The organism is Croceivirga lutea (assembly GCF_014235875.1).
In the GTDB taxonomy this organism is placed as follows: Bacteria; Bacteroidota; Bacteroidia; order Flavobacteriales; family Flavobacteriaceae; genus Croceivirga; species Croceivirga lutea.
The window spans coordinates 100,435-123,238 of the sequence record NZ_JACJUK010000006.1 but is presented as its reverse complement, the minus strand read 5'-3'; the positions used below and the strand labels follow the sequence as shown (position 1 = coordinate 123,238).

Annotated in this window: 19 protein-coding genes; 10 read left to right on the top strand and 9 right to left on the bottom strand. The window is 33.8% G+C overall.

What is annotated here, in order from left to right:
• Nucleotides 1–53 precede the first annotated feature (53 nt).
• Entirely contained in the window at nt 54–1,406 is a 1,353-nt protein-coding gene (locus H5V42_RS12130) for a UDP-N-acetylmuramate--L-alanine ligase (RefSeq protein ID WP_185783441.1), read from the top strand.
• Nucleotides 1,407–1,457: 51 nt separating this feature from the next.
• Here the strand turns inward: H5V42_RS12130 and H5V42_RS12125 are convergent, their stop codons facing one another.
• Together H5V42_RS12125 and H5V42_RS12120 are read right to left on the bottom strand one after the other, a co-directional pair.
• On the bottom strand, nt 1,458–1,853 hold the full coding sequence (locus tag H5V42_RS12125) for a DoxX family protein (protein WP_185783440.1): 396 nt from the start codon (nt 1,851–1,853) through the stop codon (nt 1,458–1,460).
• A 121-nt stretch (nt 1,854–1,974) separates the two neighbouring features.
• Entirely contained in the window at nt 1,975–2,418 is a 444-nt protein-coding gene (locus H5V42_RS12120; protein WP_185783439.1) for a DUF1569 domain-containing protein, read from the bottom strand.
• Nucleotides 2,419–2,513: 95 nt separating this feature from the next.
• Here H5V42_RS12120 and radC point away from each other — a divergent pair, with 95 nt between their 5' ends.
• From radC to H5V42_RS12090, 6 genes are all read left to right on the top strand, one after another.
• Nucleotides 2,514–3,212, top strand: a complete 699-nt coding sequence (gene radC, locus H5V42_RS12115; RefSeq protein WP_185783438.1) for a RadC family protein — start codon at nt 2,514–2,516, stop codon at nt 3,210–3,212.
• A 66-nt stretch (nt 3,213–3,278) separates the two neighbouring features.
• Complete coding sequence (locus H5V42_RS12110) at nt 3,279–4,574, top strand: polysaccharide deacetylase family protein (protein ID WP_185783437.1); 1,296 nt, start codon at nt 3,279–3,281, stop codon at nt 4,572–4,574.
• Nucleotides 4,567–5,256: a YjjG family noncanonical pyrimidine nucleotidase gene (locus tag H5V42_RS12105; protein ID WP_185783436.1), complete on the top strand. Its 690-nt coding sequence runs from the start codon at nt 4,567–4,569 to the stop codon at nt 5,254–5,256. The genes H5V42_RS12110 and H5V42_RS12105 overlap by 8 nt, the downstream gene beginning before the upstream one ends.
• Before the next feature lie 58 nt (nt 5,257–5,314).
• Nucleotides 5,315–5,854, top strand: coding sequence for a hypothetical protein (locus tag H5V42_RS12100; RefSeq protein ID WP_185783435.1), 540 nt, complete (start codon nt 5,315–5,317; stop codon nt 5,852–5,854).
• A complete protein-coding gene (locus H5V42_RS12095; RefSeq protein ID WP_185783434.1) occupies nt 5,851–7,296 on the top strand; it encodes a DUF5723 family protein in 1,446 nt (481 codons plus the stop codon). The genes H5V42_RS12100 and H5V42_RS12095 overlap by 4 nt, the downstream gene beginning before the upstream one ends.
• Before the next feature lie 12 nt (nt 7,297–7,308).
• On the top strand, nt 7,309–8,223 hold the full coding sequence (locus H5V42_RS12090; protein ID WP_185783433.1) for a hypothetical protein: 915 nt from the start codon (nt 7,309–7,311) through the stop codon (nt 8,221–8,223).
• Here H5V42_RS12090 and H5V42_RS12085 read toward each other — a convergent pair.
• Nucleotides 8,220–9,497 (bottom strand): replication-associated recombination protein A, encoded by a 1,278-nt coding sequence (locus H5V42_RS12085; protein ID WP_185783432.1) that lies wholly within the window; start codon nt 9,495–9,497, stop codon nt 8,220–8,222. The genes H5V42_RS12090 and H5V42_RS12085 overlap by 4 nt on opposite strands.
• Nucleotides 9,498–9,591: 94 nt before the next feature.
• Between H5V42_RS12085 and H5V42_RS12080 the strand changes: the two genes are divergently transcribed.
• Nucleotides 9,592–10,335, top strand: a complete 744-nt coding sequence (locus tag H5V42_RS12080) for a rhomboid family intramembrane serine protease (RefSeq protein ID WP_185783431.1) — start codon at nt 9,592–9,594, stop codon at nt 10,333–10,335.
• On the opposite strand, the gene rlmB is transcribed toward H5V42_RS12080, so the two are convergent.
• The 6 genes from rlmB to H5V42_RS12050 form a co-directional block, all read right to left on the bottom strand.
• Nucleotides 10,332–11,069, bottom strand: a complete 738-nt coding sequence (rlmB, locus tag H5V42_RS12075) for a 23S rRNA (guanosine(2251)-2'-O)-methyltransferase RlmB (RefSeq protein WP_185783430.1) — start codon at nt 11,067–11,069, stop codon at nt 10,332–10,334. The genes H5V42_RS12080 and rlmB overlap by 4 nt on opposite strands.
• 67 nt (nt 11,070–11,136) lie before the next feature.
• Complete coding sequence (locus H5V42_RS12070; protein WP_185783429.1) at nt 11,137–11,877, bottom strand: hypothetical protein; 741 nt, start codon at nt 11,875–11,877, stop codon at nt 11,137–11,139.
• 107 nt (nt 11,878–11,984) lie between these two features.
• Nucleotides 11,985–15,281, bottom strand: a complete 3,297-nt coding sequence (locus tag H5V42_RS12065) for a VCBS repeat-containing protein (RefSeq protein WP_185783428.1) — start codon at nt 15,279–15,281, stop codon at nt 11,985–11,987.
• Nucleotides 15,282–15,449: 168 nt separating this feature from the next.
• A complete protein-coding gene (locus tag H5V42_RS12060) occupies nt 15,450–16,400 on the bottom strand; it encodes a hypothetical protein (protein ID WP_185783427.1) in 951 nt (316 codons plus the stop codon).
• 14 nt (nt 16,401–16,414) lie between these two features.
• Nucleotides 16,415–18,136, bottom strand: a complete 1,722-nt coding sequence (locus H5V42_RS12055) for a SusD/RagB family nutrient-binding outer membrane lipoprotein (RefSeq protein ID WP_185783426.1) — start codon at nt 18,134–18,136, stop codon at nt 16,415–16,417.
• Between the two features lie 26 nt (nt 18,137–18,162).
• A complete protein-coding gene (locus tag H5V42_RS12050) occupies nt 18,163–21,405 on the bottom strand; it encodes a SusC/RagA family TonB-linked outer membrane protein (RefSeq protein WP_185783425.1) in 3,243 nt (1,080 codons plus the stop codon).
• A 541-nt stretch (nt 21,406–21,946) separates the two neighbouring features.
• Here H5V42_RS12050 and rpsL point away from each other — a divergent pair.
• Nucleotides 21,947–22,321 (top strand): 30S ribosomal protein S12, encoded by a 375-nt coding sequence (gene rpsL, locus H5V42_RS12045; RefSeq protein WP_045801201.1) that lies wholly within the window; start codon nt 21,947–21,949, stop codon nt 22,319–22,321.
• A 6-nt stretch (nt 22,322–22,327) separates the two neighbouring features.
• Nucleotides 22,328–22,804 (top strand): 30S ribosomal protein S7, encoded by a 477-nt coding sequence (rpsG, locus tag H5V42_RS12040; RefSeq protein ID WP_185783424.1) that lies wholly within the window; start codon nt 22,328–22,330, stop codon nt 22,802–22,804.

Sequence of the window (22,804 nt, the reverse complement as noted above, 5' to 3'; positions counted from 1 at the left end):
TCGCCAAAAGGTAGGTAATTTTCAATGTATCTTTGAAATTGAAATTATTTTAAATGAGAATCCATTTTATTGCCATAGGTGGCAGTGCTATGCATAATTTGGCCTTGGCCCTTGAGTATAAAGGCTATACCGTTACCGGGAGTGACGATGTAATATTTGAACCTTCTAAAAGTAGATTGAGCAAAAAGGGTTTACTTCCTCAAGAATTTGGTTGGTTTCCAGAAAAAATTACAGAAGATATTGACGCTGTAATATTAGGTATGCACGCCAAACCAGATAATCCAGAACTACTAAAAGCTCAGGAGCTGGGTGTAAAAATTTACTCTTATCCAGAATTTTTATACGAACAATCTAAAAATAAAACTAGAGTTGTTATTGGTGGCAGTCATGGTAAAACAACAATAACAAGTATGATTTTACATGTACTTAGTTATTGCAATATCTCTGTAGATTATATGGTTGGTGCTCAACTAGAAGGTTTTGATAGAATGGTTCACCTAACCAATGAAAATGATTTTATTGTATTGGAGGGTGATGAGTATTTAAGTTCACCTATTGATAGAAGACCTAAGTTTCATTTGTATAATGCAAACATTGCCCTTTTAAGCGGCATAGCGTGGGACCATATTAATGTGTTTCCAACTTTCGAAAATTATGTTGAGCAATTTAAAATTTTCGTAGATGGTATTGTTAATGGTGGCAGCATCACTTACAATGCTGAAGATATTGAAGTTCAAAAAGTTGTTGAGAACTCTGAAAACACCATTAGAAAGTTTCCATATCAGATTCCAGAGCACTATGTAGAAGACGGTGTAACCTATATCGAAACAATGGATGGTCCAATGCCATTAGAAATTTTTGGTGCACATAATCTTAGTAATCTTGCTGGTGCTAAATGGATTTGTCAACAATTAGGGGTTGATGAAGAAGAATTTTATGAGGCTATTTCCTCTTTTAAAGGGGCGAGTAAACGCATGGAAAAAATTGGGGAAGGTAAAACGAGCATTGCTTTTAAAGATTTTGCGCACTCTCCAAGTAAAGTAAAAGCAACAACTCAAGCATTGAAGAATCAGTTTCCTGATAAAAAATTATTAGCATGTTTAGAACTGCACTCTTACAGTAGTTTAAATGCTGAGTTTTTAAATGAATATAAAGGTGCATTAGAAGTGGCAGATGAGGCAGCTGTATTCTTTTCTCCAGAAGCGGTTAAGATTAAAAAGCTAGATGAAGTTACAAACCAGCAAATTATGGATAGCTTTAATAGAAAAGACTTAAATGTATTTACAAACCCACAAGCATTTAGAACCTACTTGTTTCAAAAAGACTTACATCAAACAGCACTGCTTTTAATGAGTTCTGGTAATTACGGAGGATTAAATTTTGATGAAATTCAAGAGCTATTATAAGAAAAGCCGCTACAATTTGTAGCGGCTTTTTTTAGTGATAGTATACTTATTTTAAAATAATAAGCTTTCTGTTTTTTCTGAGTAAGCAGGGTTAGTTGTAATTTTTCGATATAAAAAGTAATTCATAAATAGCGGAATTAAACATAATATTGCCGAAGCCCCGTTACCCAAGTTAGATACCAAATGCGCAATGAAACCAAGAGTAAGATTAAAAAAGAATCCAGCATAAATCCATTCAGTAAAATCTCCTGCTTTATTAGTTATAAGCAATAGTACTCCAAGTGTTTGGGCAGCTCCTATTATGTAAAGTAAATAAGGTGGGTAACCCAAGTTTAGAATAGTTTCAGAAACTGATTCATAATTAATAAAACTATTGAGTACTACACCAATCATGGCCATACAAAAAACACCTAAAATAATACGGTAATAAAGTAGATTAGTTTTCATAATAACAAGTTTTTGATAGTACTAAAGTAACTTGTTAAACCTATCTGTATTTTGATAACCCTTTAAAATACAATTATCTATAGTCTAAAAACTTTATAGTTCAGATAAATATTACGAGTAATTATACGCCAAATTGTTTTAGATGATGATCTAGGTGTTTATACTCAAGTTGGCCCCATTGGTCGTGAGTAAAATGACCAAATAGCGGATGCGGATTCCATTTATCTCTTTTTTTCTTAGCATGACATTCTTCAACTAGAGAAAGTAATACATCAAATTCAGGTTTAAAATCTTTTTCTTCAGTTGCCTTTAACTGTGGTGCTGTAGGTAGATTTTTACGCCAAGGTTTGTCGCTGTAAAGCGATTTTTTAAAAAACCAACGAATTAATGGATTTCCCTTAATGCCTTGGTCTTTATTTTCAATTGCAATTTTTAAGGGAAATTGGCAATGCCATAGCATTTGACCAACACTCATTTTACCCCATTGTCTTTCAGATTCTGGAGTTAGTTTGTGTAGTCTTTTTACGAGAGTATCGTAATCAGCATCATTAAAAATAGATTTCATAAAAAAGGCTTTGTATAAAATTACAATAAGTAGATTTTAAAATTCGATAAAAAGGTTTAAAGCGTAAAAAAATAAAATCGGGTTATCTTTAAAACATGCAAAACACACAAACCTCATTTTCTATAAAAAATTGGTCAGATGACGATAAACCTCGCGAGAAGCTATTGCAAAAAGGAAGGTCTGTTTTATCTGATGCTGAATTAATTGCTATTCTAATAGGTTCAGGAAGCAGAGCAGAAAGTGCAGTTGATTTAAGTAAAAGAATTTTGGCTTCAGCAAATAATAATTTGAACGAATTAGGAAAACTAAGCGTAAAACAATTAATGCAGTTTAAGGGTATAGGTGAAGCCAAAGCTGTAAGTATTGCCGCAGCCCTTGAGATAGGTAGGCGTAGAAGAGGAGAAGAAGCTACCATAATTAGTAAGATTACCAGTAGTAAAGATGTTTTTGAATTACTTCAACCAATTTTAGGGGAACTACCACATGAAGAGTTTTGGATAATTTACTTAAACAATGCAAATAAGGTTCTCTTTAAAGAACAACTTTCTAAAGGGGGCATTACAGGTACATTAGTTGATGTTAGATTGGTGATGAAAAATACTTTAGAACAAGGTGCTGTTGGTTTAATTTTGGCACATAATCATCCGTCAGGCACCTTAAAACCTAGCTCGGCCGACAAGCAATTAACTCAGAAGTTAAAACAAGCTGCAGATGTTTTAGATGTAAAAGTTCTAGACCATTTAATCATTACTCAAAATGCCTATTTGAGTTTTGCTGATGAAGGTTATCTTTAAAAGCAAGCCTAGTCTTCAAAAAAAAGCAATATCTAGGGTATTCGTAATTTTGAAATTTAACGAGCTATGTTACTTATATATACGCACAAAATAACCAAACGTTTTACTTACACCATGCGTCAAATGTTTGGTGAAATATTAGGTATTGAACATAGCTTTGCAACTAAGGTTGAAGATTTTATTAAACACAGTGGTCCTAAAATCACCTATACCAAACAGCCGCTACAAAATGAGTTTTTCATTAGAAGTAACGATTTGCTATTTGAACAGGGCATTAACGATATAGCCATAAAAATTCAAGAATGGGATGAATTACCTTGTTTTTTTGGAGCGGGAGAACAGAGTGTAATCCCGTTTGATATTTTTTCTGCGAGTTTTTATTTGTTATCTAGATACGAGGAATATTTACCACACGTAAAAGATGAGGTAGGAAGATTTCCTGCAAAATCTAGTTTTCTTTACAAAGAAAGTATTTTACACAGGCCTTTAGTTGATTTATGGGCATTTAAATTTTTAGGATTACTAAAAGAAAGGTTTCCAGAATTGGTTTCAAAACAACGAAAATTTCAATTTCAATCTATAATCAACGTAACAACATCTCATTGTTACGCTCATAGAGGGGTATTTAGAAATATTGGAGGGCTAGCAATAGATGCAAGTAGATTTAAGTTTTCAAGCATAGTAAAAAGAATTGCTACATGGGTTAACCCCGAAAAGGATCCTTATAATAATTATGCAGAACTACTAGAGCTACATCAAAAGTTTAAGGTGAAAAGCTATTTCTTTTTTCAGTTTGCGGCCTATAGTAGACACGATAAAAATGTGTCTATTTTTAAAAACAAGTTTAGACATCTAATAAAGTCTATTGCAGATTATAGTAAAGTTGGATTAAGTGCATCATATCAGTCTGCATATGACTCAGAAGTGCTAAAAAAAGAAAAAGAACAATTATCCAATTTAATAAAAAGGCCTGTTAATAGCGTGCGTTTGCGCTACAATAAAGTAAACGTGCCAGATTCGTACAGAAAGCTAATAACCCTCGAAATAACAGATGATTATAGTATGGGCTATACGCATCAAATAGGTTTTAGAGCAGGAACTTGCACATCTCATTTTTTCTATGACATTAATTTAGAAATGCAACAACCCTTAAAAGTGCATCCTTTTGTTTTGTTTGATTATAGTTTGGTCAACTACAAACAACAGCAACAAGTCTTTGACAAATTAGATGATATTTATAGAGAAGTAAAAAAACTTAACGGAACATTTACCATAGTATTTTCAAATGAACTTTTTGGAAAAAAGCATCGATTAAACTGGTTAGATTTGTACCAAAAATTGTTAAGACGTTATTATGTATAAAGGTGAAGTTACTGATGTTTTTTTTGACTTAGATCATACGTTGTGGGATTTTAATACCAACTCAAAACTTACATTTGAAAAAATACTACCAGCTCATGATGTAACTGTTTCTATACAAGATTTTATCAATATATACGAGCCGTTAAATGCTTCTTTTTGGAAACTTTACAGAGAAGAAAAAATAAACAAAGAAGACTTACGGTACCAACGATTAAAACAAACCTTTGATAGGCTTGAAGTTTTTGTAGAAGATGCTACTATAAATAGTCTTTCAGATGCGTATATTGATAACTTATCGTTTTACGAAAATCTAATGCCGCATTCCTTTGAAATTCTATCGTATTTAAGAAAGAATTATCGATTACACATTATAACTAACGGGTTTCGAGAAATTCAAGGAAGAAAATTAAAAAACTCAGGGTTGTCAGATTACTTTAATGTAGTGATGGATTCTGAAACCGCCGGTGTAAAAAAACCTAATCCTTTAATATTTAATACAGCAATAGAAGCCGCAAATGCTTCACCAACAAAATCAGTGATGATAGGTGATAATTTAGAGGCAGATGTTCTTGGTGCTCAGCGGGTTGGTATGAAAGCCATTCATTACAATACCAATAATGAAGAAAATCATGAACACGCTCCAATTATAATGCATTTGAGCGAAATAAATCAATATTTATAAAGTTATAGTAGGGTACACTTTGTTTAAAGTGTTATAAAGTAGTAAGATGCTTAAAAACATGAGAACATATTATACTTTGTTAATGGTCATAGTATTGACTTTTGTTTCATGTTCAGAAGATTTAAATGTAAATCAGGCAGATGATTTAGCCATAGAACCCACTGTGGCCTCGAGCATATTTTATTTTGAATCTACAGAAGAAGTAATAAATCTAGCGGGTACTGGTGGTTTTTATTCAGAGCAATTTGTTTTTGAAGCTTTTTCAGAATCGTTTATAAATGATAAAGTTTTAGATGGAATTATCACATATCAAATTAGTAACACCACAAGCAAGGCCATTGAATTACAAATAGAGTTTTTCGATGCATCTGGCAATACACTAGACTCAGAACAATTTTCTATTGAGGCAAACCCTGCTCCAGAAACAGAGATTCAGGTAGCCTACGGTAATGGCGGTAAGAGTATTCAAATACTTAGAAATACTTCACAAATACGAGTTAATGGTATAAACCTAGGTGATGGTACCAGTACCTCTACGCAAGAGAATCCAAAAATAATTTTAAAATCTAGTGCTGCTTTTAGGATAAAAATACGATGAAGAAAGTAGCCTTAGTTTTTATTTGCATACTGCACGGTGTGGCAACTGTGTGTGCTCAAAAACAGCAATTGTTATACGATTTGTATGAGATACCTCACAGTTTACTTTTAAACCCCGGCGTTAAAACCCCACAAAATTGGCACGTTGGTTTTCCAGCACTTTCAAGAATTTCATTCTATGCAGGTTCTAGTGGCGTAAGTGCTGCAGATTTGTTAGCTGATGATGGTGTAGACTTTACCACCAAGTTTGCTGATGAGGTTATTTACGGAATGAATTTTAGAGATGATGTAAGTGTTGGCCAGTTTTACGATGTGTTGTATGGTGGTTTTAGAGGTAAGAATAATCCAAATAACTATTATTCTTTTGGATTGTATGGTGAAGGCTATCTTTTAGGGTATTGGCCTCAAGATATTGCGCAGCTAACTTTTGACGGTAACGCCAATGCATTAGGTAGAAGGTTTGATTTAAATCATATCGCAGCTCGCGGAGAAGGGGTAGGGGTGTTTCATTTTGGCATTAATAAGAAAGTAAACGCCAAATGGCAAATTGGTGCTCGCGCAAAGTTGTATTCTAGTGTTTTCGAAATTAAATCTACAAGAAATAGCGGTTATTTTGTAACAACCGAAGGTGAAAATAATATTCTCAGAAATACGCTGGTTGCAGATATACAGGTTAGAACATCGGGCATAGAATCATTATTCGATGTATTTTCTAGTGATGCTACTACAGAAGAAATGCCAGGCCATATTTTAAAAAGAGCATTATTAGGTGGTAATTTAGGTTTAGGTTTTGATGCTGGCTTCACCTATAGTCTTAATCAACAAACCTTTATTACAGGTAGTATACAAGACGTAGGGTTTATTTATCATTCAAATGATGTAAAAAACTATACCCTCAATGGTGCGGCAATTAATGAAGGCATTGAGATAAGATTACCAGAAGACTTACAAAATACTACTACTGAATTTTGGCAAGATTTGGTGGATGAAATTGAAACCTTAATCCCATTTGAAACTAATACCAATTCTTACATATCCTTAAGACCAACAAAAATTAATGCTTCAATTAGGCACAATTGGGGAGAAAGAGGATTTAGCACAAAATCTTGTGAGTGTAGCACTAATATGGTACCTAGAACAAATGATTTAGACTATGTAAATGCAGCTGGTGCACAATTATTTGCAATGTATAGGCCAAGGGGACCGTACCTTGCTCTTACAGGTTTTTATCAAAGAAGAATAGGAAATGTTTTGGCCTTAAAAACTACCTATAGTGTAGATAAATATACATTATCTAATATTGGCCTCGGGTTAAACTTTCAATTTGGGCCTGTAAATTTATTTGTGCTCGGAGATAATTTATTGGCTTACAGGAATATTACAGACAGTCAGTTTGCATCTTTTCAGTTTGGGCTTAATATCATATCTTGGAACAATTATTGATTCTCAAGAAACATGATAAAGAACCTTTTAGTAGTCGTACTTTTTTTTACTGTAATTAGTAATACCGTTGCACAGTTTAATAGTTATAAATATATAGTTGTACCAGTTAAGTTTGACGCGTTTAAAAATCAAAATGAGTACAAAACCAGTACCTACATTAAACACTTTTTTACTACTAATGGTTACCAGGCTACTTATGATACTAATCTTCCAGAAGATTTGGCTGCTAATAACTGTTTGGGGTTGTTTATAGATTTAATTGATGACTCCTCTTTATTTACTACAAAAACTACAGTTGTTTTTAAAGATTGTAAAGGCAATGAAATATATAGAACAATAACAGGTAAGAGTAAAGAAAAAGAATACGTTTCTTCCTATCAAAAAGCACTTTCGGCAGCTTTAACTCCAATTAAAAAAATAGAATATAGCTATAACCAATCAACTAGTGAAGATGACGCAACTAGTGTTACTTTGAATTTTAAGGATGATGTTAAGCAAATGCCAGTACCAAAAGTTGAAAAAACGGAAGAAATTACAGAAGCTGTCGTAGTATCTGCAGAAGAAGATGTTACTGAAGAAATTGAAGAATCTGCTCTTGCTTCTAAAAAAGAGCAACCAGCAACCGAGACTTCACCAGATATGATTATGGGGGAGAATACAGATATGGCAGTAAAGAAAATGGAGGGTATGACAGATAAAATGATGGTCTCAACATTATATGCCCAACCAACAACTAATGGTTATCAATTAGTAGATACTACGCCAAAAGTGATGTATCAATTAACAAAAACATCGGTACCAGATGTATTTTTGGCTGAATCTGTAGATAAAACTTCAGGTTTAGTATTTAAAAAAGATGGTAAATGGTTTGTTGAGCTTAATGCTGAAGATGGCAAAAAATTGGAAGAGCTCATTATTAAATTTTAGAAATCATACTTGTCTTTCCAACGTTTTTTTAAAAAGTCTCGCATAGCATTTTCTCTAGGATTTTCACCTGGTTTATAAAACGTAGTTCCTCTAATTTCCTCAGGTAAAAATTCCATTTTTGCAAAATTATCTTTATGGTCATGCGCATATGCATAACCACTGCCGTAGCCAAGGTCTTTCATAAGTTTTGTGGGAGCATTACGTATAGCTAATGGCACAGATAAATCACCAGATTCTTGTACTACTTTTTGAGCTTTACCAATGGCTAAATAACTTGCATTACTCTTGGGAGAACTGGCTAGGTAAGTTGCGCACTGACTTAAAATAATTCTAGATTCAGGATATCCAATAGTGGTTACTGCCTCAAAGGTAGTATTTGCTAAAACTAGCGCGGTCGGATTGGCATTTCCAATATCTTCTGAAGCAAGAATCACCATTCTGCGTGCAATAAATTTTACATCTTCACCACCTTCTATCATTCTAGCAAGCCAGTAAACCGCTGCATTAGGGTCACTACCTCTTATAGATTTTATAAAAGCTGATACAATATCATAATGTTGCTCCCCTGTCTTATCATACAAAACAGTGTTTTTCTGAACTTTCTGCATAACCATATCGTTGGTAATCATAATAGTGTCAGTACTTTCAGAAGTAACAACAAGTTCAAAAATATTAAGAAGCTTTCTTCCATCTCCCCCAGATAAACGCAGTAGGGCTTCCGTTTCTTTTAATTCAATTTTCTTCTTTTTAAGAAGAACATCTGTTGTAATAGCACGCTTTAAAAGAGCTATTAGAGTGTCTTTATCAAATGGTTTTAATATGTAAACTTGGCATCGAGAGAGTAGGGCCGGAATAACTTCAAAACTCGGATTTTCAGTAGTTGCACCTATTAAGGTAACCCATCCTTTCTCAACAGCTCCAAGCAACGAGTCTTGTTGAGATTTGCTAAATCTATGTATTTCATCAATAAAAAGAATAGGATTTTTAGAAGTAAATAACCCGCCACTTTGTTTTGATTTTTCTATTACCTCTCTAACATCTTTAACTCCGCTACTTATAGCGCTTAATGTAAAAAACGGTCTATCACTCTCAGTGGCAATTATATTTGCAAGGGTAGTTTTACCTGTTCCAGGAGGTCCCCAAAATAATAAGGAAGGTATTACTCCAGATTTAATCTGAGTAGTAAGTGAACCTGTTGGTCCTACTAAATGTTGTTGTCCTATATATTCCTCAAGAGATTTAGGGCGAATTCGTTCTGCAAGTGGAGCGTTCATTCTGTAAAAATAGAAAGTATAATTTGTTTGTGTAAAAAGATGACAATTTAACCGTTATTATAGTTTGGCAAGTAAATTGAAATTGCAGTGGTGTATGAATGAGAATACCAATTTTAAGTTTACCAATACCGTTGTTTATGTTCCTTTTTTTGGTGCATTGTTACTGTGGGTTGTTTATTGGTTTGAAATAAAATATGGGTTTAATTTAAATAGCTGGGGTGTTTATCCAAGAAATTTATCCGGCTTAAAAGGCGTAGTATTCAGTCCGTTTATTCATGGTTCTCTAGAGCATTTATATAACAATACTATACCATTCATGGTTTTGTCAGCAGCACTGTTTTATTTTTATAAACCTATAGCTTGGAGGGTGTTACTACTAGGTGTTTTGCTGTCTGGTATTAGTACTTGGATAATAGGCAGACCTTCTTTCCACATTGGCGCTAGTGGGTTAATTTATGTATTGGTTAGTTTTATTTTCTTTAAAGGTGTGCTAACAAAACATTTTAGATTAATAGCACTTTCGTTAAGTGTAGTTTTTATTTATGGAAGCATGATTTGGTATATATTTCCTATAGAGGAAGGTATTTCTTGGGAAGGTCATTTAGGTGGTTTTGTTACGGGACTACTTTTAGCACTTATATATAAAACCGAATTACCAGAGATACCAAAATACGCTTGGGAAAAAGATGATTTTAATGATAAAGATGATGAGTTTATGAAACATTTTGATGAAGAAGGTAATTTTATTCCTAATCTTCCTCTAAATGAAGAAACTTTAAATAACCCTGAGGTTGAAATTAAATATCATTACAAAAAAAATGAAGACTTAGACAATTAATTAAGACGTTGTCTAACGGCTTCATACAAAATTGCTCCACAAGCAACAGAAACATTTAATGATTCTATTTGACCTAAAATAGGTAGCTTAATTTCATGGTCAACTATTTTTAAAGTTGAAGGATTTATACCTTTTTCTTCAGAACCCATAATAATCGCTGTAGGGATAGTAAAGTCAATATCGTACAGGTTATTTTTAGCCTTTTCAGAAGCTGCTACAATTTGAATACCGCTTGATTGCAAGTAGTAAACAGCATCTTTTAAATGGTCAACTTTTGTGATAGGAATATTAAAGGCAGCCCCAGCCGAAGTTTTAATAGCAATGTCATTAAGAGGTGCAGAACCACTTTTAGGAACAACAATAGCGTGAACACCTGTACATTCTGCTGTGCGAATTATTGCTCCAAAGTTTCTTACATCAGTTACTTGGTCTAATAGAAGAAATATCGGTTTTTCTTCAATTTCTAAAATAGACTCAATTACAGGCTCAAAGTCTTGAAAAGCAATGCTAGATATTGTGGCTACCGCTCCTTGATGATTGCCAGATGAAAGTTTATCCAATTTTTGATGCGGAACATAAGAAGTACTCACCTTATTTTTTCGTAAAATACCTTCTAGCTGTTGAAATAATTCACCTTGTAAACCTTTTTGTAAATAAACTTTATTAATAGGTTGTTCTGCTTCAACGGCCTCAATTATTGCTCTTATACCGTAAATGACGTTTTGGTTTTTCATGCGGCAAATTTAGACATAAAAAAAGCACTCGTTTAGAGTGCTTTTGAATATTATCAAGAATACTTTGTTATTGCTGTTCTATCCATTTAAGAATCGCAATTACATCTGCTTCATCTTTAATCTTTATTTTATTTTCTTTCAAATACGATTTTACAAGCTCTTTTTTATCAGCTGGTAAAAGTTTAATAAGCTTTCTATTAGAAATTTCTAATTCATCTATTCTGTTTACACCCGGCACTTCTAAATAGTACTCAGTAAATTGAGAAAATCTTGGTGGAATGGCTTTTACAAATGAATTTTGTGCTTTTTGACCCTCAGTATATTTTACATCAACTCGCTTGTAAAGTTTATAGTCACCATCAGAAAGTAAGGTCAGGTAACCGTTTTGAGTTAGTCCTTGCTTGTCTATAAAAGTTTTAAAACTAAATGTTTTTCCATCTAAGGTTACTAATTCAATTGATTTGTCTCTACTTAAACCACTAACAGGTGCTTCAGGTACATTAATACTTTTTATTTCAATTTCCTCGGCGTAAGCGTTGTATCTATAATATACATCTGATTCATAATTTTCCTTATAATATAATTTACCAAATAGAAACGTATCAGTTGTATAAGCAGAACCTTGGATATTAGAGTTTAATTCAGATCTTTTATCTTTTTGAGATGATACATCTCCTAATAGGTATGAAATAGCCGCACTATTTCCATAAGTTCCAGAAACTTGACTTGAAGTTACAGTACCAAAAGTTTGTGAAATACCCATTGAAGTAAAAGCCAAACCAATAAAAGTGAAAGTGAATATTTTCATGAAATTTAAAATTTAACGAAATCTAAAAATATTGTTTAGATAATATTTTATTTTAAAGTTAAACAATGTTAAAACCACTCAAAAATACCAATTAAAAGGTATATCGTTTACTTATTTAAAGAATTGGCAATTAAAATGCCATCATTTATTGTAGTTATCAAAAATTCTTCATTAGTAGCGGTTTTAACCCAAATTAAGTCTTTAACGTTGCCCTCTAAATAAAGATTTGTCTGGCTTCTTGGTAATATATTATAACCATCCTTAGTGTTAGATAGTAAAACAATACCAGAAATGTAATCTAATCTTGGGGTTTCTACTTCGGTTTCGTAGATATTGCCAGCAAGTATACAGTCTTCAAATCCGTCTGCATTTAAATCTTTAAAAACAGCCGATAAAATTGGTGTAGACTGAGCTTCTTTAGGTAAATAAATAACTTCAAAATTACCTTGGCCTCTATTTACAAGTAGGATAGAATTAAAATTAGTAACCTCATTTTCATATGCGGTATCTAACTTTTCTCCATAAACATCTATCAATTTAGCGTTAGCAAATTCATCGTATGTTTTAAACTTTTCTTTTATAAAAGGCATTTGTTGAGAAGAGCATTCTCGGCCTCTAACAGGAACAAATTCACCTTTATATTTTTTACTTAATACAATATCTGGAGTTCCGTTATCATCAAAATCATTAGCATAGATTTTGAACGGTTTCTTTTTACTTGCTTTAAATTTTAGATTTTGACCTACGTTGCCAACCACATAATCTGGCATTCCATCATTATTAACATCAGTTTCATTAATGGAGTACCACCATCCTTTCTCATTATCAAAACTGTAGTCTTTAAGAAGTTCAAATGAATTACCATTATTTTGAAAAAACCCAATATTTGTCCATTCCCCCACGGCAATAAAATCATCTTGGTTGTCTCCGTTAAAATCAGTTACAACAAGATCATTTATAATTCCAAAGCTTGCGAAATCGGGTATTATTTTATTGGTAACATCTGTAAGTATTCCTTTGGTATTTTTATAAATTACTGATGGGGAAAATCTAGGATAGTTTTGGGGTTTTATTCTATTGCCTACAATAATGTCTAAATAACCATCATTATCATAATCTAAACTAGCAATAGTTTTACCTGATTTTGGAAAACTGTTTAAGACTTCTTGTTGATTTCTACTAAAATTTCCATTACCATCATTCAAATACAATCTATCTGTATACAGAGATGAGTGTTCTAAAAATTCATTTCCACCACTTACGATATATACATCTTGATCACCATCGTTTTCTATATCAATAAAATGGGCAGCTGTATCTTCGTAATTTTTATCATTCGTAAATGCAGGAACTATTTTATTAATAAAAGTTCCATTTTTATTTTGAATAAATAAAGCTGTTGATTGACCAGATGCTCCACCAACTAAAACATCTGATAAACCATCACCGTTTACATCTGCTTTCTCAATAAAAGGACCTTGAGTAGATTGTTTGTAGGGGAGAAGGATTTCTTTTTCAAAATCGTCGTAAAAATTTTCTTTATGAGAATAATTTAAACCAAGCCTTTTAGTATCAAGTGCTGTAAATAAATCTTTACTTTTTGGTATTGAAGTTATATCAACATTGGCCTTAGAATCTGTAATATTCAGTGTGGAATTAACTTCAATGTTATATGAAATATGTTTTTTGCCGTTTGGCCAAGAAACAAAAACCGAGTCCACTGTTGAAATGTTACCTAACCCAAAATGAGCAATATTTTGATGGGAAGAGCGATAACCTCTTACGGTTCTTGATTCTATAAGTTGAGATTGTTTACCATCGTAGAAAATTTGAATTTTAGGGTAAGCTTCGCTAAGGGTACTTTTTGCTTCAACAATTAAATAGTTTCCTTTTTTATCTTCGACAGCAGTATTCTTATATAAAAAAGCCACATCATCCATATTATTTACAACAGCATCTAAATCTCCATCGTTATCAAAATCTGCTATCGCAGCACCATTACTGAATGAAAAATCTGCTAGACCCCAATCTTTAGCATTTTCTTTAAAATTTAGGTTGCCTTTATTTTCATATAAAATATTGGGCAATTTTTCAGAAGGCATAGACTCATAAAGTCGTTTTTTTACTTCTAACGGAACATTACCATTGTATTTTACTTTAGCCCTATACACCTCTTGTTGTAAATCATTGTCTAAGGCATATCTACGGTACCCATTGGTGACAAAAATATCTTTGTCAGCGTCTAAGTCATAATCTGCCATTAGAATAGACCAACTCCAGTCTGTATTTGCTAAATTGGTTTGTTGAACAACGTTAGAGAACTTATTGTTACCCAAATTTAACTGTAAGGAGTTATACATATATTGATGATGATAACCCGCTTTTTGGGTTAGATAATCAAATCTGGCGGTATTCATTGAAGCCATTAGCGTTTTTGAGCGTACATGGTCATCTGCTGCCATGTCTAGAACAAAAATATCTTGAAGACCATCATTATTAATATCAGCAATATCCATTCCCATACCATAAAATGATATTTGTTGTGTATACGATTTTATTTTGTCTGAAAAAGTGCCGTCTCCATTATTAATAAAAAGCGCATCTGGTATATAATAGTCACTTGCTACATAAAAGTCTAGAAGGTTATCATTGTTTATGTCAGAAACGGTAACTCCTAGACCAAATAGTGGTCGTTCTAACCCAGCTTTTTTGGTGATGTCTTCAAAAAAGCCATTTTGGTTTTCATAAAAATGACAACTATTATAATATTTTGATTCTTCATTTTCAGAGACAAGTTTAACTAGATTGATAGGATCAACTCCATAAAATTCATTCTCGTTCATTACAAAACAATCAAGGTCATTGTCGTTATCAAAATCAAAAAAGACAGTCTGAGTACTAATACCTTGATCAGCTAATCCGTAGTTAGCAGCCTCTTCTTTAAAAGTGCCATCTTTTTGATTGATAAATAGAAGATTACCCCTTTCAATTCTTTGATATGGACCACCTTGTGATATGTAGATGTCTTGCCAACCATCATTGTTAAGGTCCACTATACTTACGCCATTACTCCAATGTTTATTGGTGTTAATTTTAGCTGAATTGGATACGTCTTCGAATTTAAAATTACCTAAGTTTTTATAGAGTTTGTTCTCAACCTGATTTCCACAGAAAAAAATATCTTGTAAACCATCGTTATCAAAGTCAATTATACCAACACCTGCTCCATTATAGAAATAGTCATAGTTAAATAAGTTTTCTAAGGTTTCTACATTTTCGGTAATTCTATTTTCAAAATTAATTCCGCTATAACTTGATTCTATTTTTTGAAAAACAGACTGATTTGTTGCTTTTTTTGTTGCTTTTGATTTTTCATTTTTACAGGATAAAAATGGTAAAAACATCAATAAAAATAGTAGGAATCTTTTAATATAATACGTGATCACTGGAGGATGATTAATTTGTATAAAAGTGTTTAATAAAGATAAAAAAAGGGGTTGCAATGCAACCCCTTTAGTTTCGACTAATTATATAGTTAATTCAAATAAGTTGAACTAATATTTTCATTGTGCTTAGTCTGCACAATAGTCTATTGCAACTGGACCAGCAGCAGTACCTGAACCAACACTAGCAACTAAATTTCCTTCGGGTGTGTAAATCTGAAAAGACATTTCTCCCCAAAAATCACCTTGAAATTCAATTGAAGCTTCGGCAGTTTGCCCTGCAGGTACGTCAAAAGTAGCAGTGCCTTCACTTGTACCATCAGTACAATCATAACCTGGGTCTTCGTATGGAGTACATAAACCAATTTCAAAAACAGTACCATCACTTAAAGTGATAATAATACCAGGACCACCACCATCTGCCGTGGTTGGCTGCCATCCATCACCATAAGAATCTTGCATATCAATTGTCCAAGTACCAGCCTGAGTTGGTTTTGGCGCACATACTAATACAGAAGAATATTCAAATGGAGAACTAAAATAAGATCCAGTAATTGTTCCTGAGTTATCTGCAGCAGAATACACGGCTCCATCAGTTCTTACTATTTCAAATCTAATAGTAAAAGCATCTCCACCAAAGATTTCGTCTCCAGTTAATCCCAAAGCCGATTGCATTTCAGCAGCAGTGGTTGTATAAGTAAATCTAGGTAAACCAAATTCGCCAATTGTTCCATCACTTAATGAAAAAGACTGTACAAGAACTTCAGCGTCTCCGATGGTAGAATTTCCTTTATCAGAGGTATTGTCACTATATCCTAAATATACATCTAAAGATTGCAGTAAATCGCCATTTTCTTGATCTTGAACTTCAACAGTAGCGCTAAAACCACCGCTTAGTAAACTACTAGTAACAACGTCGTACTCAATTTCACTTTCAGTGATTTCAATCGTTCTTAGGGTAGAACCTCTAGTTTCTGCATCAAAAATTTGATCGATTGTCTTATCACTATCTTCACAAGCCGCGAATAGTACAACTATACCAGCTAAAAAGACTTTATTTATAAAATTAATTTTCTTCATTTTTCTATAAAATTTTAATTAGCAGGTGGGAAAGTAGGGCCAGCCGGATTAGTATCCCAAAATACTTGTGTTGATAAATCCGCTTTTTGTGATAAGTTTGGATTATTTAACACCTCATTTTGAGGTAATAAGTATGTTCTAGGAAAAGCTCCTGGATCTGGTTCCCAGTTAGGGAATACTGTTGTTGGGAATCCTGTCTTTCTATAATAGTTATAAGACTCAAATGCTCCACCATATAAAGTTGTAAAATATTGCTCAGCATAGATGTTTTCTTTGTCATCACCTGAGGCAGCTTCGTAAGCAGCAACAATATCGTCTATGTACGAAGTAACTTCAGTGTCAGTAGGAGCTACTGATAAATCAGCAGAACCATCTAATGCACCAAAAGCTTGCACTTTAGCAATTGATTTTTCTAAACCATCTCTTAAAGCTGTTGCTTTATCAGCATCTGATGTAGCCATTTCACCAATCCAAAAATCAACATAGGATGATAAAATTATAGGTGTAATACCTGCTCCACCGCCACCTTGACCTAGACCTACACCAGGAGCGATATTTACTCCAGTTATTTGATCTACAGAATTAAATTGGCTATCATCAAAGCGTCCTGCAGTTGGGTATACACCAGGAGCTGTTTTTAAGAATCCGTCTGGTGGTCCACCTTCATCGTTACCATGAGATCTACCCCAATACCCATTGTCAACACTACAATACACAAAACCAGCATAATGTGCAGGAGGTGTAAATAAAGAACAAGAAATAGTTTCTTCATTAGGTGGAACTGGATTACCACTTACGTCAATAGCACCAGGAGTTCCATCTGCTTGACGATAGAAGTAATAACGTATTCTTGGATCATCATTTTGCAACATCAAATCCATTAACCAGTTTGATCTGTAAGGACCAACTCCAGTTGGAGTATAACTAGTTTCATAAAGTGGATGTCTATCACTAGGTTGTAGTTCACTTACACCGTATCCAAATTGAAAATCATCATCAGCAGAGGTAATATAGTTTCCAGCATTAACGATGGCGTTAAATGCAGCTGTATTACCTGTGTTCTTGTATGATCTTAGACGAATAGAGTTAATTACTTTTATCCATTTTTCAGTATCTCCACCGTAGAACATATCTGTTGCACCTTGTGTGCCAGGCGCGGCGGCTAACAATGTTTGAGCTTCAGTTAATAAACCAAAAGCACCAGCATACACATCTTCGCCGCTATCTAATAAAGGTGCAGGGAATTCTGCTGGGTTACCAGCCTGAGAAAATACAGCTTCACCTAAAACATCAACTAATTGGAATAATGAATGTGCATACATTATCTTTCCAAGGGCGATGTGGAATGAGTAATCTACATCTGTTTCAGCATCTATAGCTTCCAATGCTTGCAGATTAGTTAAGATACCTACATCTACGGCGCCATTTCCAGGAACTGTGAAATCAGAACTGTAAACTCTTGCCCATACTGCGTTTAAGGTACTACCCGGTAGACCAGCAAAGTAATCTCTGTTTCCAAAATATTCAATTCTGGTTAATTCGCCAACTTGCTCTGAAAGAACATATTGATTTGAAGCATACGCTAATTGAATAGCGTTTAACAACAAATTTGGATCAGATTGTGTTGGTGAGAGTTCATTCGGACTCACTGTCAAGTCCAATTCAGTCGTTTCACAGGCCAAAAAACTAAAGCCCGCTAATAAGACTAGTGTAATATGTTTAAATATATTTTTCATAATCTTAATCGTATTAACAATTTTTATTAGAAGGATGCTTTTATGCTAAATCCATATCTTCTCGCACTTGGACCATTTAAGAAATCAAATCCTTGTCCATTACCTACACCAACACCTTGTACGTTTGGATCAAAATTTGCACCATCTGGAGTGTTATAAGCATCATACCATAAATTAAATCCTTGTACGGTAAAGGTTAATTGTCCAAATGGAGTTTTATCCAAAAATTTAGAAGGCATCCTGTAAGATAAAGATACCTCTTGTAAACGAAGCACTGATGCATCGTAAATTCTTGTTTCTGTTGGGCCAAATAGTAAGTTACTAAAGTAATAAGTAGAGTTATTAATCTGCGTGTTGTTTGCAGAACCATCTGCCTTTACACCAGGTAAAATATAGGTGCCTAATCTATCTTGAGTTTCAACAATTAAACCTCTACCTAATAAAGTTGCTACAGTACTAGAAAGTATGTCACCACCTTTAGTATGGTTAATTTGAAAGTTTAAACTTAAGTTTTTATAGCGAATAGTGTTAATGAAGTTCATTGAGTAATCTGCAATTGCATCACCAACGATTGGTGCTAAACCATTTTCATCTTGTTCTGCAACAATGTAATTACCTGCACTATTTACTAAAAAGTTACCATTATCATCTCTAGCAATGGCAGTACCATAGATAGAACCTAAAGATTCACCTTCTTGAGCAACGTTACCACCTCTGAACAGGCCGCCACCCGCAGGTATGGAGCCAGAATAAAATATTTGTTCTTGATCTTGTTCAGTAACAATAACATCATTAGTAAAGAAGTTAACTCTTGAATTCCAAGAGAAATTTTCGCTATTAAAAATATCTACTCCTAAATCAGCTTCAATACCTTTATTTTCAATAGCACCAATATTACTCTGTGTTAAAGTAAAACCAGTTGAGGGTGCAAGTGGTTCTTCAACAATTAAGTCATTAGTGGTTTTTAGGAAATAGGTGAAATCTAAAGAAACTCTATTTTTCCAGAACTTAGATTCAAAACCAAGTTCAACTTCTTCTAAAAGCTCAGGTTTTAAATCTGGATTAGCTCTAAAATTAGCTACTTGATTAGCAGTTATAGATGTTCCTGAAAGAGGGTCATTAAATACTTGAGTATTTTGTTCTGTAAAACCAACTGTTGGGTAAGCAGAATCAGTATCAAAGTTCGCTGATGTACCATAACTTGCTCTAATTTTCAAGAAATTCAAACCGTTTTCAGATTTTAACTCAGGAAAAGCATTTGTTGGTAGGAACGATAAACTAGCTCCTGGGTAGGTTATGCTATTATTTGCACTTTGGAAATTAGATACCCAGTCTTTACGAGCACTTAAATTTAAAAATAAGAAGTCATCATAATCTAAAGTAGCCTGTCCTAAAAGACCAATGATATTTCTTTTTCTAGAAAATTGGATAGGCAATTGGTTTTCGTAGTTAAAATGTCTTTTAACACCAAATACAATTTGGCCTGTACTTGCAACACCATTTCTATCATAAGAATCTGATCTAGCAGTAGCACCAGCGGTAAAACTAAGACCTAATTTTTCAGAAATATCATAATTTCCATTTATAGACACAAAGTGATCCCAAATGGTATTGTTATTATCGTATGTATCTAAGAAACCAAAGATGGCATCATTAAATTCAACACCTCCTTTATTGGAACTATTTGTGTTTCTTTCATTATAGAAGTCTAAACCAGTTCTCCAGTTTAAATCTAAATTATCTGTTAAGGCATAGTTAGCAGAAAGATTCCAGAAAAAACGGTTGGTATTTTGATTGTAAACTACGTTTTTGGCCGTCCATCTTGGATTAATAATACTATTATTTTGACGATAATAAACACTAGACCCATCAATTGGATTTTCGAAAGGTAAGCCCATTAAATCCACGCTTAAAGGAGTAAAGAATACATTACCATAAACAGATAAACCATCAGTACCATTACCTCTACTTGATGCAATAGGTGGCGTAAATACATTTGATTTAGCAAAGTTCATAGTTCCACGAATTGTGAATTTATTGCTAAGTTCAGAAACACCACCAAGAGAAATGTTTACTCTATCAAATTTATTTCCAGGTGTAAAACCTTCATCATTATAATAACCAACGTTTGCATTAAAAGATGTTTTACCATCTTGGCTTGAGCCAGCGATATTAATATTGGTATTTAAAGTTCTACCTGTTCTAAAGAAATTTTCTACAGAGTTGTACGGTCTCCATTCGTAACGCGCACCTTGAAACTCAGGAAATGCTTGTGGAATTCCAGTTGCAGGGGAAGCAGTTGAGTAAGGGTGTGCAAGTGTTCCGGCGTCATCAATAGCTGATTGAGCTCCCCATCCAGCAGTTCCGCCTCTGTCAAAACTTGGTCCCCAGTTACTAAAAAACCAACCAAAAGACTGGTCAAAGCCATTACCATATTGTTGTTGGTAATCTGGCAAAGAAGCCATTTCGTTCGAAAAGAAAGATTGTGTTACTGTAATTTCAGTTTTTTTAGGCCCTGTTGAGGCAGACCCTGATTTGGTGGTAATTAGAATTACACCATTTCTACCTTGCGTACCATATAAGGTAGCAGCAGATAACCCTTTTAAAACTTCAATATTAGCAATATTGTTAGGGTCAAGATCTAAGAATCTTGAACTTCCAGTATTACCAGATATAAAATTTCCTTGTTGGTTAGTGTCATTACTAAAAGGAACACCATCTACAATAAAAAGAGCTTGGTTGTTACCACTAAAAGAGTTCAAACCTCTAATAACAACATTTGTGGCAGAACCAGAGGCACCACCAGCGGCTGTAATGTTTACACCAGCGGCTTTACCAGAAAGCACCCTTGCAACGTCACCTTCTGCTCTATCTTCAAGGGCTTCAGACCCTACAGATGTAACAGCATAACCAAGTGCCTTTTTTTCTCTCTTAATACCTTGGGCAGTTACAACAACCTCTTCAAGAGCTTGAGCGTCTTCAGCCATCTGAACATTGATAGTGGTTCCAGCACCAACTGTTCTTCGTTCGGCTTTTTGACCAATGTAGGTAAATAAAAGAGTTTGACCTTCACTAGCATTTATAGCATAGTTTCCGTCAAAATCAGATTGTGTTCCATTTGTAGTACCCTCAACGACAATATTCACCCCAGGTAAAGGAAGACCACTTTGGTCAGTCACAGTACCAGTAATGGTCTTGTCTTGGGCATACGACAAATGCACCAGAAACGCTAACAAAAGCGTTAAGATTCCATTAAATCTTGTTTTCATTTGTAAAATTATTTGAATTAGCTATGCACGAAAGTGATAAAATCATGTTAATAATCCAAAATAATTTTAATAAAACATTCACTTTTTATTTAGAGTTTATTAAAATGGTAATTCAAGGTATGCTAAATAATAGTATTCTTAAAAAGAGGTTGTTTTATTGCAAATCCCTTAAAAAACAAAGCTTGTTACGGTATTTATTGGATAATAAATGGGGAACACCACTAGGGATAGGAGGTTGAGATTTATGTTAATGGTTTTAACAATGTTGATATTTAGGATTTATGGAATAGATTGTTTAAAAATCTTTGTTTGAGAATTTTATCGATTTGCGAGTCTTTTTAGTTTTAGAATCTAATATGAATGAGGATACTTGAGGGAAAGTTTTTTCTATTCTATACCTTATATATAGGGTTTTTAAGAATAGTAAAAATCGGTTCAAAATCAATTAGAAAATAAATTTCTTGCAGCATTTGATTTGTAACTAATTATTTCTACATTTGCAGCCCTCAAAAAGAGGGTTAAGAAATTATATAGATTTATAATGCCAACAATTTCACAATTAGTACGAAAAGGAAGGGCCACAATTACTAAGAAGAGTAAATCGGCTGCTTTGGATTCGTGTCCTCAACGAAGAGGGGTGTGTACTCGTGTGTATACTACTACGCCAAAGAAACCAAACTCAGCTATGCGAAAAGTAGCTAGGGTAAGGTTGACTAATGGTAAAGAAGTTAACGCGTACATCCCTGGAGAAGGTCACAATTTACAAGAGCACTCGATAGTATTGGTAAGAGGCGGAAGGGTAAAAGATTTACCAGGTGTTAGGTATCACATTGTACGTGGTGCTTTGGATACTGCTGGTGTAGCAGGTAGAACGCAACGTCGATCAAAGTATGGTGCTAAACAACCTAAAAAGTAAGATTCGATGAGAAAAAGACAAGCGAAAAAAAGACCGTTGTTGCCAGATCCAAGGTTTAATGACCAATTGGTGACGCGTTTTGTTAATATGATGATGTGGGATGGTAAAAAATCCGTTGCTTTCAAAATATTTTATGACGCAATTGATATCGTAGATCAAAAGAAAACGGACGAGGAAAAAACTGCTTTAGAATTATGGAAGGATGCGTTGTCTAACGTTATGCCACATGTTGAAGTAAGAAGTAGACGTGTTGGTGGTGCAACTTTTCAAATTCCTATGCAGATTCGTCCAGATAGAAAAATTTCTACCGCTATGAAGTGGTTAATTAGTTATGCGCGTAAGCGTAACGAAAAATCAATGGCGCAAAAATTAGCCTCTGAAATTTTAGCTGCGGCTAAAGAGGAGGGTGCTGCTGTTAAGAAAAGAGTTGATACACACAAAATGGCTGAGGCCAATAAAGCATTCTCACACTTTAGATTTTAA